This window comes from Corallococcus sp. CA053C, assembly GCF_003611675.1.
In the GTDB taxonomy this organism is placed as follows: domain Bacteria; phylum Myxococcota; class Myxococcia; order Myxococcales; family Myxococcaceae; genus Corallococcus.
The window spans coordinates 1-15526 of the sequence record NZ_RAWA01000226.1 but is presented as its reverse complement, the minus strand read 5'-3'; the positions used below and the strand labels follow the sequence as shown (position 1 = coordinate 15526).

Here is a 15526-nt window from a genome sequence, read left to right as displayed (position 1 = left end):
GCAAGGCGGTGGACAACCTGTTCGGCAGCGGGGAGCGGTCGCTGGCGATGTCGGTGGGCTGGCGCCTGGTGCGCGAGCACCCGTGGGTGGGCGTGGGCTTCGGCAACCACAAACCCGCCGCACTGGCGACCCAGGCGGAGACGGGCATCACGGACCTGCTGGCCACGGATTCACACAATCTGTGGCTGACGGCGTGGGCGGAGACGGGGCTCGTGGGGCTGGTGCTGCTGGCGACGATGCATGCGCTGCTGGCGCGGGCCCTGGTGCGCAGGCACCGTATGGGCTCATTGGCGGCGACAGGCGCGCTGTTGTCCTTCGTGGGCTTCCACGTCCTGGCCCTGGTGCACTACCTGCCGTTCCACCCGAGCGTGCACCTGTCGTTCATGTTGGTCTGGGGGCTGGGATTGTGTGAGTACAGTGCGGCCAGTCCACACTTGAAAGATCTATTCAATTCGGAAAAACAATAGCAGCTGCCTCCTTCGGCTTCCTCTGCGCAGGGTGAGTGCGATGGTGATGACCTTCGCCCAACTATCCCTGTGAAGGGTCGATGATTTTTTTATATGTGCGAGGAGTTGGTGCTGGGGTATGGCGCGGCAAAGGGCGTTAGGCGCAGTTCGCGGGCCAAGCACAACAAACCCCAGAATTATTCGCGCGCTATGCTAGAGCATTCTGCGTTTGGGAGATGCTGCCAGTCACCGAAGATTACGGCCAGTGCAAAGCTCCATACTCCTGCTGTATAGTCCCAGCCATGGCACAGCACTATACACTCTTTCCTGCTACGAAAAATGCTATTGATGCGGTTACAGGGATTTACGACTTTGTCTGGCCCACTGCGGCGGCAGTATGGAATCTTCGATGGCAGGTTGCCGGCTATCAGTCTGTCTGCGGAACAACGACGGTTGATGAACTCAATGCCCGTTTTGTAGAGGGATCTGGAATCCATGGAGCAAACATTCGCCGATTCTGTCTTGAGAAAACATGGCAGCAGCAGCAGCGCGAGTTGGCGAAAATTACATTGGTGAACTTGTTCGCCATATATGAGACGTGGGCGACAGAGATCGTAGCCAGCCTTGCTCCTGGTTTGGTGGCTGGAACCGACGCCGAGAAGAAAAAGGCCGAGCAGATCGTGAAGGGATTGCAATTTCCAACATCGACAAACCCAAAGGGAGTCGGTCGTGGAATAGGAGCGGTGTTGCCGATGCTTGTTGGCAAGGCGAGCGCTGTTATGATTTCCGATATGCAGCCGGTGCTTAGGGGGCAGGCAAAGGTTCAGTTTGGATATGTCGAGCAGTTGTTGAGTATCTATAGGTACTTCAAGGAGTGTCGAAACTGCCTGATGCATGTCGGTGGAAAGGCCACTGAGAATGCGGTGATGGCATCCAATGGACTTGCTGTGACTGCGGGGACAGCCTTGCCTTTTGCTATTCCTACATGCTTGCCACTTGGCCTTGGAGATCCGGTCGTCGTTGAGCTTCGCGATGTAGTCGGTTTTAGCGATATTCTTCTGCGGATCGTGCTGTCGATCGACGTGGAGTTAAGCTCTTCCCAGCGAGCTGAGGACGCACTTGTTGGGCAATGGCGGGAGAAATTTGGGAAAGTGCAGATGCCCGCTGATGCCAAGAGAAGGCACGCAAAAATTAGGCGTTACTTCGGTAAGCTCGGTCTTCCTCCTTTGCCAAAAATTGCCTCCCTCGATCAGTTGCTGGTTGATAAGGGGCTTGTTTTTTAGGGAGCGCCTGCGATGCCTCGTCAGAGGTGGAGAAGGGGCGAGGAAAGCGTGGGCAGAATTGCACAATGCCTGACGACCGCTGGGACGAAACTGCGGAGGCTCATCACGAAAGACTCTGGGGCGTAACGCCATGGATCGACGTTTCTTTCGCTTGGGTGTCGACGTCTATATGTCAGGGCGTTGGTATTTAACGGAGCCGAGGAACCTCGCTGGAGAGGAACTCAAGGACGGCTGGCAGTTCATGCAAGGCCGGAGGGTCGAACTCCGCGAGAAATTGAAGTTTCCAGTCCGGTATGCGGGAAAGCCTCTGGACTACACAACCGCAGGGGCGGGACAGATTCCTGTGGTCAACGAAAAAGTTGCGTCCGTGTTTCGGGACCTTGCGCTCAACGATGTCCAACTCTTCTCAGTCGAGGTCGAGGGCCAAGAACAGCCTTATTCCCTGCTCAACGTGACCAGGGAGGTTCGTTGCATCGACGACGCGGCCTGCGAAGAAGTCCAGCGCTACGGGCCGGACGACGGGCGCCCCGAGCGGGTTGGAGAGTACCGCGCTGTCTCCGGGCTGCGGATTGACAAGTCAAAGGTCGGAAACGCTCGTATCTTCCGACTCTGGGGCTGGCATCCGCCGATCATCGTTGACGAGGAGATCAAGGATGCGCTGGAGCGGACCGGCATTGTGGGCGGGCAGTTTGACGAGGTCTGAATCGCGGTCCTTCACTTCCTATATGCACGTGGCGCTCGTGCTGTCCGTCTGTGCCCTGTCCGCCTCTGGCTGTTTCTTGATTCCCGACCCCGTGGCCACCGGGGAATGTCAGGGCATCCACCTGGGCAAGCGGGTGGAGTGGCCCATTTCCGAAGACGGGTCCTGGCTGGGACGGGACGAACCGGACAGGTACGGCAACGGAAGAGTTTGGGTCCAACTGCAATATGAGCCAGGGGGCCTGGAGGACGACGTGCGGTCCTTCGGGGTCGACATCGAGTTGATGAGCGGCGCACGCCTTGACGAGGCGAACACGACGAAGCTCGTGCCGCAGGGGGACTATCGTCTGGGCCCGCAGGGCGAGTCGGTGGTGAGGGAGTGGTCGGGCCGCATCTGGACGTCGGAGGGCTCGAAGAGCGGCTACTTCCAGCCAGGCCGCCCCGTGGAAGGCTCCGTCACGTTCGAGACGGTGAATGACCTCTACGCAGAAGGCCAGTTCATCTATCGCTACCTGAACGGCGACATGCTGACGTGCACGTTCGATGCGCCGAATCACGGATCGTGAGAAACATTCCCGCAGCCAGACTGACGCGAAATGATTTTGGAGTGGGCGCCATTTTCTAGTGAGCGGGAAACGATGGGGGCGACAATACAGACGGCGCCATGAATGTTCGACAGAGCAAACCCTATGTGCGCGGTGATGCCCTGTCCTGGAGCGCTGAGATGGCCCGAAATCGTTTGCTGTCCATCCTGTCATTGCTGGCCATGCTGGTTGCCTCGGCTCCCGCCCTGGCCGCAACCACAGGCACGGTCACCGTGCTGTTCAAGAACAACGGCGTCGGAAAGTTCGGGCCGTCCAATCAGGTCACCGTTTTCGCGGATGCGGACTACAATTCGTACGACAAGCTCGTGTACGGCCCGACCACGCTGGCAGGTCCCGGGCAGACCTTCACGGTCCAGTTCAGTGGGCTCTACGTCTGGAGCGGCTTCCAGGGCATCTATCGCTTCGAGGTGCGCTATCCAGACACCACGGCCACCACGACCACCGTCATCACCGGGCTCAAGTTTCCCTCTGCTGGGAATTGGTACGTCTCCACCCTTGGGGTGACATCCACCAATCCAGGTGCGGCGTATGCCCTGCCCATCACCAACCTGGCGCCGCCCGCGCCCACGCTCACCTACTGCTACCCCGACTATCCCGATCCGACGACGATGCTCTACACCGCCTGGTCGCTTCCTTCCCGACCGAGCGACTTTGACCGCATTGAGCTGGAGCGGGCAGCCGCAGGCTCCACGTCGTGGATGGTCATCAAGTCCTATCCGTACTGGGGCGCCAGCTACAACTCGGACACCGGCCGTCCGCCGGGGAGCACGTACCAGTACCGGGTGGCGCTCTATGACCGCTACGGCGCGTCCGCGTACAGCAACGTCAAGCAGTGCTCGACCCAGAGCGGGGACGCGGACGGAGATGGCTACATCTCGGCGGCCTACAATGGCAACGACTGCAATGACAGCGACGCCAGCATCCATCCCGGAGCCACCGAGACACCAGGGGATGGAATCGACCAGGACTGTGACGGGGTCGACCTGCCGGCCAGCGTCGACACCGACGGAGATGGGATCAACGACGACGTCGACAACTGCCCGAGCGTTCCCAACGCGGACCAAGCGGATTCAAATCAGGACGGCGTCGGCGACGCCTGCTCATAGTCCACCGTCGGCGGCGCTTTCCCCTGGCGCCGGGCTCGTCCCGGCGTCAGGCGCAATCTCAACTCCTGGATTCAGGCCATGCCCTGTCGTCCTTCAGAGGCATTGCCAGGAATTGGAATCCCTGTAGGCAGCCCGTTTCCCCACGAAGGAGTAGGTGCCGTCGCAGTTACAGGCCTCCGTGCCAACCCACTGGGTGTGGCTGGCGTCGCTGTAGTAGACGATGCTGAACTCCAGGGAGCCATCGCAATTCCAGATGGCATCTTCACGCGCTGCGGTTTCGGGGTGGGCACTCTCGTCATCAGGGCCGCCGCACGCCGTGAAAGACATTCCCGCGAACAAAAGTGCTCCTATGAGCCCTGGCTTGAATTGCATCATTGCTCCCGTGTTGTGGCGCGGCTTGGGTCGCGCATCGAGAGTCTATCGGGCTGGTGTACGATAGGGATCAGCGGGTGTGCTTTTTAGTACATAAACTGTTTGCGGTAAAACTAGCGCTGCGTGAGTGGGCGTGAATCCACTCCACCCAGACCTCGTCGATAGACACCCAACGTCTGTCGTGAGCAGGTGTCCCAGTTGAATCGCGCGGCCCGCTCTCGGCCCAGCTCGATCAACTCCCTGCGCAACACATCGTCGCGCAGGATTCGCAGCGTGGCCTCCCGCCAAGCGGTCACGTCATCGGGAGGCAGCCGCATCGCCGCGTTGCCCACGACCTCCGGAAGCGCGGTGGCGTCCGCGGCAATCACAGGACACCCGGCCGCCATGGCCTCCAGGGCGGGCAAGCCAAACCCCTCGTACTTCGACGGCAACAACAATGCCGCTGCCGCGCCATAGAACAGCGCCATCTCCGACTCAGGCAACTCTTCCAGGTCGATGACGTTTTCGTGCAGGCCCGTCTCGTGCGCCACCGCGCCCTTGCCCGCGAGCAACACCAGCGGCACCGGCAGGTCCGCCGCGAACTTGCCCAGCATCGCCAGGTTCTTGAACGGCTTCGCGTTGCCCACCACCGCCACGTACCGCTCCGGCAGCTCATGCCGTTCCCGGAACGCCTTCGCCTCACTCGCCGTGGGAGGCTCGAAGCGCGAATCCACACCGTTGTGGATCACCTGGAACCGGTACGGCGACATCTTCAGATACTTCCCCAACTCCTCCCGGGAGAAGTCAGACACGGTGATCAGCGCCGACGCCGTGCGCGCCCGCGGCCCCACCACGGCCTTGTAATAAATCGCCTGTACCGGCGTGTACTGGTCCGCGAGCGCCAGATGGTTCGCGTCATGCAACGTCGCCACCAGCTTCCCCGGCCAGAACAGGGGCAGGGAGAACGACGTCGCGTGGAACAGGTCCGGCTTGAGCTTGTTCAGCTCATACGCCAGCAGCGGCTGCTCCAGCGGGGACAGGTACGCCGCCCGCGTGCGGTGCAGCGGAATCCGGGGCGTCAGCGCTCCCAGCCCGTCCGGCAGGCCCTGGGCCGGCACGAGGGCGGAGAACTCCAGGTCCGGGGCGAGCCCCGGCAACCTTCGCGCCAGCTCCAGCGCGTAGCGCGCGATGCCGTGGAGCTGACCGCGCACCATTCGCAGGTCGAGTAGGACAGAGGGCACGCCCCCTGGCCTACCACACGCGGGACAGGCGGGCACCGCTGCTCCAGTGGTACAAGGCGCCCCGTGAAGGTCGCCCTCGTCCACGACTGGCTCGTCACCCACCGCGGCGGAGAGCGCGTCCTCGACGCCCTCTGCGAGCTGTACCCCGACGCGGACCTCTACACGCTCATCCACCAGCCGGGCAGCCAGCCCCCGCGCATCGAGAACCGACGCATCACCACGTCGTTCCTCCAGCACATCCCCGGCATCCACGCGCGCTACCGCCACTTCCTGCCGCTGTTCCCCCGCGCCATCGAAGCCCTGCGCATCACCGGCGACTACGACCTCGTCCTGTCCTCCAGCCACTGCGTCGCCAAGGGCATCCACGCCCCGCCCGGCGTGCCGCACCTGAGCTACGTGCACGCGCCCATGCGGTACATGTGGGACCTGTTCGACGACTACTTCGGCCCCGGCCGCACCCGCCTCCCCGTGCGCGCCGCCGCGCTCGCCGTGCGCCCGTACCTCCAGCACTGGGACCGCGCCTCCACCGATGGCGTGGACCGCCTCGTCGCCAACAGCCAGCACATCGCCGCGAAGATCCGCCGCTTCTGGGGCCGCGAGGCCTCCGTCGTCCCGCCCCCCGTGGAGCTCGAGCGCTTCACCCGGCTGCCCCTCGAAGGGGGAGGGCAGGGCGGCTACTTCCTGTGGCTCGGCGCCTTCGCCCCCTACAAGCGGCTGGACGTCGCGCTCGAAGCCTTCCGCACCCTGGACACCCCCCTGTGGGTCGTGGGCACCGGCCAGGAGGCCGCGCGCCTCACGTCGGGCCCGCTGCCTCCGCACATCCGCTTCCTCGGCAACGTCCCCGACGCCGCGCTCCCCGCCCTCTACCGCGACGCGCGCGCGCTCCTCTTCACCCCCGAGGAGGACTTCGGCCTCACCCCCCTGGAAGCCCAGGCCACCGGCCGCCCCGTCATCGCCTTCGGCAAGGGCGGCGCCCTGGAGACCGTCACTCCGAAGACGGGCCTCTTCTTCCCAGAACAGACCCCCGCGTCGCTCGCCGCCGCCGTGCGCCAGTTCGACGCGTGGGAGCAGTCCTTCCGCCCCGAAGACGCCCGCGCCCAGGCCGAACGCTTCGGCCGCGCCCGCTTCCAGCAGGCCATCCAGGCCGAGGTCGACACCCTCCTGGGCCTGTCCCCGCCCTCCCCAGCGGTGTGACAGCGCTGTCCGGCCCGTCCCCACTTTCCGAGGGACGGCCGGCCCCTCCCACGCCGAGTGTCGGATGGCCGCTGGGCCAACCCCTTGGTTTTACGGAAAAAACCGTGCTAGGACGCCGCGCGGGGGCGGGACTCGGGACCGGTGACGGTGCTCGGGTCCCAGGGTGCGTGTCTTGCAACGGACTGGCGGTCCTCCCCGCCATCCGACAGGAGTCACCGCGGTGTTCGGTCGCCTGCAGCGCTTCTATACGTCCATCAAGGTCGCCGCCGACGCGGGGATGCTCGCGATGGCGTTCGTGCTCGCGTACTTCACCCGCTTCAGCGGTGTCATGCCCATCACCGAGGGCATCCCGCCGCCGGCGGAGACGTTCGTCTCCCTGGTGATGGTGCTGATCATCTTCCCGGTGACGTTCCAGCAGGCCCGGCTGTACGCGACCAACCGCTCGCGCACGCACATGGGCGAGCTGTTCGAGCTATTCAAGGCGACCATCACCGCGACGCTCGTGCTGGTGGCGGTGACGTACTTCATCCGCGAGCGGTACTCGCGCCTCACGCTGGCCATCTTCGTCGTCTACGCCTTCACGCTCATTGCCCTCTCGCGGCTCGCGTTCCGCCAGGTGCTGAGCGAGGTGCGCCGGCGCGGCTACAACCTCAAGTCCATCCTCGTCATCGGCGCGGGGGACCTGGGGCTGCGCACCATCGAGACGGTGGAGAGCCACCGCGAGCTGGGCTTCCGCGTGATGGGCGTACTGTCGCTCAAGCCGGAGAAGGTGGGCCAGTGGGTGGGCGGGGTGCGCGTCGTGGACCACGTGCAGAACGTGGAGGCGTACCTGGATGCGCACCCGGTGGATCAGGTCATCATCGCCGTGCCGCTGGAGGACCAGGCGCAGGTGAAGCCGCTGATGGAGCAGCTCGCGCTGCGCACGGTGGACGTCAAGGTGGTGCCGGACCTGTACCAGTACATCACCCTGTACGGCGGCCTGGAGGAGTTCGGCGGCCTGCCCATCATCAGCCTCCAGGGCGACCCGATGGACGGCTGGAGCCGCGTGGCCAAGCGCGTGTTCGACGTGCTGTTCTCGCTCGTCGCCATCCTCGTGAGCGCGCCCGTGATGGCGGCGACGGCGCTGCTCGTGTGGCTGACGAGCCGGGGCCCCATCCTCTATCGCCAGGAGCGCATGGGGATGGACGGGCGCACCTTCCCCATCCTCAAGTTCCGCACCATGCGCGTGGACGCGGAGGTGGCGGGCGCCACCATGGCGAGCGCGGTGGATGCGCGCCGCACGCCGGTGGGCACGTTCCTGCGCAAGTACTCGCTGGATGAGCTGCCGCAGTTCTTCAACGTGCTGCGCGGGGACATGAGCCTCGTGGGCCCGCGCCCGGAGCGCCCCGTCTTCATCGAGGAGTTCAAGCGCCAGATTCCGCGCTACCACCTGCGGCACAAGGTGAAGGCGGGCATCACGGGCTGGGCGCAGATCAACGGCCTGCGCGGCCAGACGTCCATCCAGAAGCGCATCGAGTACGACCTGTACTACATCGAGAACTGGTCGCTCCTGATGGACCTGAAGATCCTCCTGCGCACCGCGCTGGGCGGCTTCCTGTCGAAGAACGCGTACTGAGGCTGGACCCCGCGGGGCCCGGAGCTTGGGGCAGGCAGGCGGGCGTGACGGGAGCGCAGGTCGTATTCACGCGCACCCTCCGCGAGTGCCGCGAAGCCGTCTAGAATCCGTCGGTACATGGCCGACAAGCTTGGAATCACCCTGGTCCGCAAGGGCCTCCTGACGCAGGCGCAGCTCGACCAGGGGCTCGGCGTCCAGCTCGTGCACGGGGGCCGGTTGGGCACCCGGCTGGTGGAACTGGGGTTCCTCGACATCGAGACGGTGGGCATGGTGCTGGGGGAGTTGACCCGGATGCCCGTGGCGATGGAGGCGGACTTCGACGCCGTCACCGACGCGACGCTGAAGTTGCTGACGCCGGATCAGGCGGAGAAGCACCAGGCGTTCCCGCTCGCGGTGGAGGGGCGGCGGCTGAAGGTCGCGCTGGCGAACCCGCTGGAGCTCCAGACGACGGATGCGCTCGGGTTCATCACCGGGATGCGCATCGTGCCGTACGTCACGCCGGAGCTGCGGCTGTTCCAGTACCAGGCGCGCCACTACGGCCTCGCGCGTCCGACGAAGGCCCTGCCGCCGCCCGCGCCCGTGCCCATCCGCAGGTCGGTGTCCGTGGCCACTGTGCCCCTGCCGCCCACGCCGCCTCCGCCCGTGCGTCCGGAGCCGCAGGTGTCCGCGATGTTCGGGGGGCTCGCGCCGGGACAGTTCCTCAGTGATGACTCGGACGCGGAGGACGCGGCGCCGGTCGTGGCCGCGCCCGCTCCGCTGGGAGAGAGCGAGGAGGAGCTTCCGCAGATCGTGATGGGAGAGGTGGTGGCTGCGCCGCCTGTCGTTGAGGCTGCGCGTCCGGGAGGGATCCCCGTGCTCGCGCCCGCGCGTGCGCCGGTGGCGGCACAGCCTCCGGGATTGGTGGCGCGTCAGGGCGGGATGCCGGTGGTCGCTGGGCCGGGCGCGATGGCTCCGGGGCAGGGTGGAGCGCCCGCGCGTGCGACGCCTCCGCCGGGAGTGCCGGTGGATCCGCGTGTCGCTGGGGCGCCGCCTGGAATGGTGGGACGGGGAGGACCTGGGCCCGCGGTGCCGGGGGCTCGGCCTCCCTCGGCGGTGGGCATTCCGACGGTGGGCAGGACACCGCCTCCTGGCGTGCGTGCCGCGCCGCCGGGTGGACCCGTGGGCCCGGGCCCTGGGATGCCGCGTCCGCCTGCGCCTGGCGGTGCACCGATGCCGCCCGGGATGGTCCGGGCAGGGCCGCCGCCGGGCGCGATGCCTCCTGGTATGGCGCCCCGGCCTGCTCCGGGTACGCCGCCTCCGGTGATGGCAGGTGCTGTTCCGCCTCCTGGGCGGCGTCCGTCGTCCGCCACGGGGATCCCGGTCGCCGGGCCTCCTGGGAGCGCGCGTCCGGTAGGGCCTCCGGGAGCCGTGCCGCCGAATGCCGCGCAGGGAAGGCCGGTGGGGCCGCCGCCTCCTGGAGCACCTCCGCGACAGGGGCGTCCGTCGGGCACCATGCCGGCGGTCGGCGCCGGGCCGGTGCCCGTCGCGCAGCAGCAGCGTCCTGGAGCGCCGGGGCCTGTCGCGGGCTCGCCTCCGGGGGGACCGCTGAATGCCGCCGTGGGTTCGGCTGCCATTGGGTCGCCGACTGCCATTGCTCAGGGGGGGGCGAACGCGGTCGTGGTTTCACCGCCGAGTGCCATTGCGCCTGATGGGTCGAATGCCGCCGTGGTTTCACAGTCGGGCGGGCCGCCGAATGCCTTTGCGCCTGATGCAGTGAATACCCTCGCGGGTCAGCCTCCGGGAGGAACGCCGAATGTCATTGCTCACGGTGATGCGAATGCTCCCGTGGGCTCACCGACAATTGCCGCCGCGCAGGGTGGGGTGGGGGCCCTCGTGGACACGGCTTGGGGCGACCTTGCGATAACCTCCGCTCAAGTCGACGTGGATGTGACGAATGCCGTCGCGAGCGTTACTCACTCTGGACACCCTTCCGCCGCCCCGCAGGGCACGCTGGATGCCGCGACTCCCAGCGCAAGTACACCCCCGGGCGGACACTCCAATGCGAGCCTCCCGTCCTCGTCGGGCGCCACGCCGGATGCGGTTGCCCCCAAGCAAGCGATTGCACCGCCTGCCCCGTCCGAGCTGCTGCTGGACGCAGAGCTTGTCGACGAAGACGACGACATCCTGATCCCCGAGTCGTTCGACGCCGAGCCCGAAGCACCTCCCGTTCAGGCCGCGGCCCCGAACGCCCAGGAGCCCAAGCCCCCTGATGCCATCGGAACGGAGGCACTCGCCGTCGACGACATCCTCGAAGAGGCCGAAGTCATGTCGGCCGAACCGCACAAGGTCCAGGCTGCTGCGGAGCCTGCCTGGGATGTCTTTACCGATGAGTCCTCGCTGAGCGCGTCCACACGGAGTGACGCAGCGGATGCGAGCCCGAGCACGCCTCCGGCCATCCTCCTCGAAGCCCCGCGCCACGACCCTGCCTCATCCCAGCCCACGCCGCCGGCCGTCGCTGCCGCCGGCCACGAAGACGGGCTGTTGGATGTGATGGAGTTCGAAGACCTGCCGGACGTCGCCACCTCCGCGCCGCCAGCCACGCTCAAGGCGGAGTCGCCCCCCGCTTCAGTCACCCTCGAAGTCGCGGAGCCGAAGGTCACCCCTCCCGAGGCGTCTGTCATCACAGCCTCCGAGCAGGAACAGGTCGCGCAGCTCGACGCCGGGTCCTTGCCAGAAGACCTGCCGGTGTCTGTCCATTCCGACGCTCCGGCGCCCGCCGAAGTCGTCGCACCGCGCTCCGAGGTCCAGGCGTCCCCTGTCGACAACGCCACCGTCCCCCAGGACGTTGACGCCGACGCGCTCGAATTCAGTCTGGCGGGCCCGTCGTCCGAACCCCTCCCGTCTCCCGCAGCTCCCGCTCCCGAGGCCTCCGAGCCCTGGCAGGTCGCCGCCGCGCCGAAGCCCCTTGCGGAGCCTGCCGTCCTCGCCGTCGCGCCGCCTCCCGAGGCAGCACCTGCCGCCGACGAGTCACGAACCGGAATCCCCCCCGAGTTCGAGGTCGCGCTGATCCCCGAAGGCGCATCCCCGCAGGAATCCCGGTCCGCGGAGGCGCTGGAGCCCGCATCCATCGCCGCGACTCCGGAGCCCGTCCCGGAATCACCTGCCGCCCCGGAGCCCCGGTCCGAAGCTGTCTCCTACCTCGAGGTCGACGAGGACGTCCCGTCCGTCGCTGCCAGCGCCCCAGAGGCCACGGAAGCTCGGGCGCAAGCCGAAGCACCCGCCGCGCCTCCCGAGGACATGACTCCTCCGAAGCCGCGCCTCGTGGTCTCGCCCGCACCGGCTCCTGCTCGCGAGCGGACACCCATCTCGATCGACGACCTCTCCGCATCCTCCGAAGAGCCCATGCAGCTCGCCTCCACGTGGGAGTTCGTGGGCTGGCAGGGCGGCGGGGAAGGGGAGGGCTCGGTGGGCCACGCCGCCGAGACCACCTGGGCGGATCGCGTGGTCGATCTGGACGGTCCGGCCACGTCCACCCCGGCCACGAACGAAGGCGGCGTGGCCCTGGCCTCCGCGTGGGAGTTCATGCAGCAGCCGTGGCAGCCGCAGGCCACCCTGCAGCTCGACACCGCGCAGGCACTGCTCGCCGCAGCCAGCGCGTCCACCGACACGCCGCCGAATGGTCCCGCTGTCACGGCGGATCAGGTCCTCACCGCGCTGGACACCGCGGACTCGCAGGGCACGGTCGGCAAGGTGCTGCTGGCCTACAGCGCGGGCCGCTTCCGCCGGGCCTTCCTGCTGGGCGACAGCTTCGGACTCGCGCGCGTGGGTCGCGCCTGGGGCCCGGGCAGTGAGCGCCCGGAGGTCTCCGCGCTCAAGGTGGACCTGGACGCACCGTCCCTCCTCGCGTCCGCGCTGAAGGGCCCCAGCCCCAGCGTCTTCAGCGCGCCGCAGGGCCCCCAGGACGAGGCCATCTTCTCCGCGCTGTGCGAATCCGAATCGCACCTGCTCGTCTTCCCGCTGCACGCTCGCGGTCAGCCCGTGGCGTTCTTCGTCGCCGAGCACGGCCCCGCTCCCGTGGAGCTCAGCACGCTGGAGGAGCTGGCCCGCATCGCGGATCGCGCCGTGGAGATCTGCACCCGCCTCCACCGCTTCCCGTAGGCCTCACCGCCGCGCAGGAAACACGAAGGGCCCCGGCGCCATCGCATCGGCACCGGAGCCCTTCTTCACTTCTGCTTGGCGAACCGACGACCTAGCTGCAGCCGCTCGTCGTGCCGCAGTTCGCGCACTTGTAGCAGGCGCCGCTGCGCACGGTGATGGCGCCGCAGGTGTGGCAGGGCGGGGCGTCCGCCTGGTTCAGGTACGTGCTGCGCGAGCCCATCGCCGACAGCTGCAGCGTCGCCGGAGGGGCCGCCACCGCCGCCTGCGTCACCGGCTCCGGACGGGCCTCCTCCGCCGGCGTCACCTCCGCGTCGTCACCGCACGGCGCGGTGGGCAGGAACTTCAACGACAGCCACCGGAAGATGTAGTCCGTGATGGACTTGGCGATGGGGATGGCCGGGTTGCCGGTGAAGCCGCTCGGCTCGTAGCGGGTGTGGCAGAACTTGTCCGCCAGCACCTGCATGGGCACGCCGTACTGGAGCGCCAGCGACACGCTGGTGGCGAAACTGTCCATCAGCCCGCTCACCACCGAGCCCTCCTTCGCCATCACCACGAACAGCTCGCCCGGCGAGCCGTCCTCGTACATGCCCACCGTCAGGTAGCCCTCGTGGCCGCCGATGGAGAACTTGTGCGTGATGGACTGCCGCTCGTCCGGCAGCCGGCGACGGTGCGCCTTCGGCTCGGGCGTCACCAGCGGGGCCACGGGCTCGGCCGCCACGTGGCGCGGCTCCTTGGGCTTGTCCTTCGACGTGTTGAGCGGCTGCGTGCGCTTGCACCCGTCGCGGTACACGGCGACGGCCTTGAGGCCACTCTTCCACGCCTCCAGGTAGGCCTTCTCGATGTCCTCCACCGTGGAGTCCGTGGGCATGTTCACGGTCTTGCTGATGGCGCCGGAGAGGAACGGCTGCGCCGCCGCCATCATCTCGATGTGGCCCATCCAGTGGATGCTGCGCTGGCCCTTGGACGGCTTGAACGCGCAGTCGAACACCGGCAGGTGCTCCGGCTTCAGGTGCGGCGCGCCCTCGATGGTGTCGTGCTTGTCCAGGTACGCGATGATGTCCTGCGCCTGCGTCTGCGGGTAGCCCAGCTTCTCCAGCGCCAGCGGCACCGTCTGGTTGACGATCTTCAGCATGCCGCCGCCCACCAGCTTCTTGTACTTGATGAGCGCGATGTCCGGCTCGATGCCGGTGGTGTCGCAGTCCATCATGAAGCCGATGGTGCCCGTGGGCGCCAGCACCGTCACCTGGCTGTTGCGGTAGCCGTGCTCCGTGCCGCGCGCCAGCGCGTCGTCCCACGCCTCCTTCTGCGCCTGGAGCAGCTCCGCGCTCACGCCCTCCACCTGCAGCTGGTACGCCGCCTTGCGGTGCTTGCGGATGACGCCCAGCATCGGCTCCGCGTTGTTCCCGTAGCCGGCGAACGCGCCCTGCTTCTGCGCGATGCGCGCGCTCGTGGCGTACGCCTCGCCGCACATCAGCGACGTGATGGCCGCCGCGTAGTTGCGGCCCGCGGGCGAGTCATACGGCAGGCCCGTCGCCATCAGCAGCGCGCCCAGGTTCGCGTACCCCAGGCCCAGCGGCCGGTAGTCGTGGCTGTTCTTGGCGATGCGCTCGGTGGGGTAGCGGCTGAAGCCGACGATGATCTCCTGCGCCAGCAGCACCACCGACACCGCGTGCTTGAACGCGGCCACGTCGAAGCCGCCCTCCAGCGTGCGGAAGTGCATCAGGTTCAGCGACGCCAGGTTGCAGGCCGAGTCATCCAGGAACATGTACTCGGAGCAGGGGTTGGACGCGTTGATGCGCGCCGTGCCGGAGCACGTGTGCCACGCGTTCACCGTGGTGTCGTACTGGAGGCCGGGGTCGCCACACAGGTGCGCCGCCTCCGCGATCTCCCGGAAGAGGTCCCGCGCCTTGTGCGTCTCCATCACCTGGCCGTCGCGCACCGCGCGCGTCTGCCACGGGCCGTCGTTCACCACGGCCTTCATGAAGTCGTCGGTGACGCGGACGGAGTTGTTCGAGTTCTGGAAGTAGACGGACCCGTACGCCTCGCCGTTGAACGAAGGGTCGTAGCCGGCCTCGATGAGCGCCCAGGCCTTCTTCTCCTCGTTCGACTTGCAGCGGATGAACTCCAGGATGTCCGGGTGCTCGGCGTTGAGGATGACCATCTTCGCCGCGCGGCGCGTCTTGCCACCGCTCTTGATGACGCCCGCGAACGCGTCGAAGCCGCGCATGAACGACACCGGGCCGGACGCGGTGCCGCCTCCCGCCAGCAGCTCCTTGCTGCCGCGCACGGTGGACAGGTTGGTGCCCGTGCCGCTGCCGTACTTGAAGAGCATGCCTTCGGTGCGCGCCAGCCCGAGGATGGACTCCATGTTGTCGTCCACGCTGTTGATGAAGCACGCCGAGCACTGCGGGTGCTCCTCCACGCCCACGTTGAACCAGACGGGCGAGTTGAAGGCCGCCTTCTGGCGCAGGAGAAGGTGCGTCAGCTCCGCGTGGAACGCCTCGCGGTCCACCTCCGACGCGAAGTAGTGCCCCTCCGCGCCCCAGCGGGTCAGCGTGTCCACCACGCGCGCCACCAGCTTGCGCACGCTCGTCTCACGGTCCGGCGTCCCCGGCGTGCCCCGGAAGTACTTCGACGCGACGACGTTCGTCGCCAGCATCGACCAGGACTTGGGGACCTCGATGTCCTTCTGATCGAAGACGACCTTGCCGTCCTCGCCCTTGATGCTCGCGCTGCGGTACTCCCACGCCAGCTCGTCCGCGGGGTCCACCCCGGGCGTCGTGAAGAAGCGCTCCACGGTCAATCCGGTCGTCGCCGCCGCCGCCTTCCCCTTGCCCTTCCCCCCGCGA

10 protein-coding genes are annotated in these 15526 nt (G+C 67.1%); 8 read left to right on the top strand and 2 right to left on the bottom strand.

The features are described 5' to 3' along the window. From D7V97_RS26250 to D7V97_RS26235, 5 genes are all read left to right on the top strand, one after another. On the top strand, positions 1 to 467 hold a 467-nt coding region (locus D7V97_RS26250), incomplete at its 5' end, for an O-antigen ligase (protein ID WP_199728937.1). A gap of 281 nt (positions 468 to 748) precedes the next feature. Beyond that, positions 749 to 1729 (top strand): hypothetical protein, encoded by a 981-nt coding sequence (locus D7V97_RS44280; protein ID WP_147444982.1) that lies wholly within the window; start codon positions 749 to 751, stop codon positions 1727 to 1729. A gap of 130 nt (positions 1730 to 1859) precedes the next feature. Further along, complete coding sequence (locus D7V97_RS26245; protein ID WP_120613378.1) at positions 1860 to 2432, top strand: DUF1629 domain-containing protein; 573 nt, start codon at positions 1860 to 1862, stop codon at positions 2430 to 2432. 250 nt (positions 2433 to 2682) lie between these two features. Continuing rightward, a complete protein-coding gene (locus D7V97_RS44275; protein ID WP_147444981.1) occupies positions 2683 to 2994 on the top strand; it encodes a hypothetical protein in 312 nt (103 codons plus the stop codon). A gap of 98 nt (positions 2995 to 3092) precedes the next feature. Beyond that, on the top strand, positions 3093 to 4139 hold the full coding sequence (locus D7V97_RS26235) for a MopE-related protein (protein WP_120613376.1): 1047 nt from the start codon (positions 3093 to 3095) through the stop codon (positions 4137 to 4139). Positions 4140 to 4624: 485 nt separating this feature from the next. Here the strand turns inward: D7V97_RS26235 and D7V97_RS26225 are convergent, their stop codons facing one another. Then, a complete protein-coding gene (locus D7V97_RS26225; RefSeq protein WP_120613374.1) occupies positions 4625 to 5704 on the bottom strand; it encodes a glycosyltransferase family 1 protein in 1080 nt (359 codons plus the stop codon). A 90-nt stretch (positions 5705 to 5794) separates the two neighbouring features. Here D7V97_RS26225 and D7V97_RS26220 point away from each other — a divergent pair, with 90 nt between their 5' ends. The 3 genes from D7V97_RS26220 to D7V97_RS26210 all read left to right on the top strand — a co-directional run bounded on the left by D7V97_RS26220 (position 5795) and on the right by D7V97_RS26210 (position 12677). Continuing rightward, the gene (locus D7V97_RS26220) at positions 5795 to 6925 is read left to right on the top strand and encodes a glycosyltransferase (RefSeq protein WP_120613373.1); all 1131 of its coding nucleotides are present in this window, start codon (positions 5795 to 5797) and stop codon (positions 6923 to 6925) included. A gap of 220 nt (positions 6926 to 7145) precedes the next feature. Further along, a complete protein-coding gene (locus D7V97_RS26215) occupies positions 7146 to 8540 on the top strand; it encodes an undecaprenyl-phosphate glucose phosphotransferase (RefSeq protein ID WP_120613372.1) in 1395 nt (464 codons plus the stop codon). A 117-nt stretch (positions 8541 to 8657) separates the two neighbouring features. After that, positions 8658 to 12677 carry a hypothetical protein gene (locus D7V97_RS26210; RefSeq protein ID WP_120613371.1) on the top strand — a complete coding sequence of 1340 codons (4020 nt, stop codon included), beginning with the start codon at positions 8658 to 8660 and terminating at the stop codon, positions 12675 to 12677. A gap of 91 nt (positions 12678 to 12768) precedes the next feature. Here the strand turns inward: D7V97_RS26210 and D7V97_RS26205 are convergent. Further along, on the bottom strand, positions 12769 to 15526 hold a 2758-nt coding region (locus D7V97_RS26205; RefSeq protein WP_120613370.1), incomplete at its 5' end, for a vitamin B12-dependent ribonucleotide reductase.

Bases quoted from the DNA above. Each gene is read 5' to 3' on its own strand.
- D7V97_RS44280 (WP_147444982.1), top strand. From the start codon at position 749: ATGGCACAGCACTATACACTCTTTCCTGCTACGAAAAATGCTATTGAT.
- D7V97_RS26210 (WP_120613371.1), top strand. From the start codon at position 8,658: ATGGCCGACAAGCTTGGAATCACCCTGGTCCGCAAGGGCCTCCTGACG.
- D7V97_RS26245 (WP_120613378.1), top strand. From the start codon at position 1,860: ATGGATCGACGTTTCTTTCGCTTGGGTGTCGACGTCTATATGTCAGGG.
- D7V97_RS26235 (WP_120613376.1), top strand. From the start codon at position 3,093: ATGAATGTTCGACAGAGCAAACCCTATGTGCGCGGTGATGCCCTGTCC.
- D7V97_RS26225 (WP_120613374.1), bottom strand. From the start codon at position 5,704: ATGGTGCGCGGTCAGCTCCACGGCATCGCGCGCTACGCGCTGGAGCTG.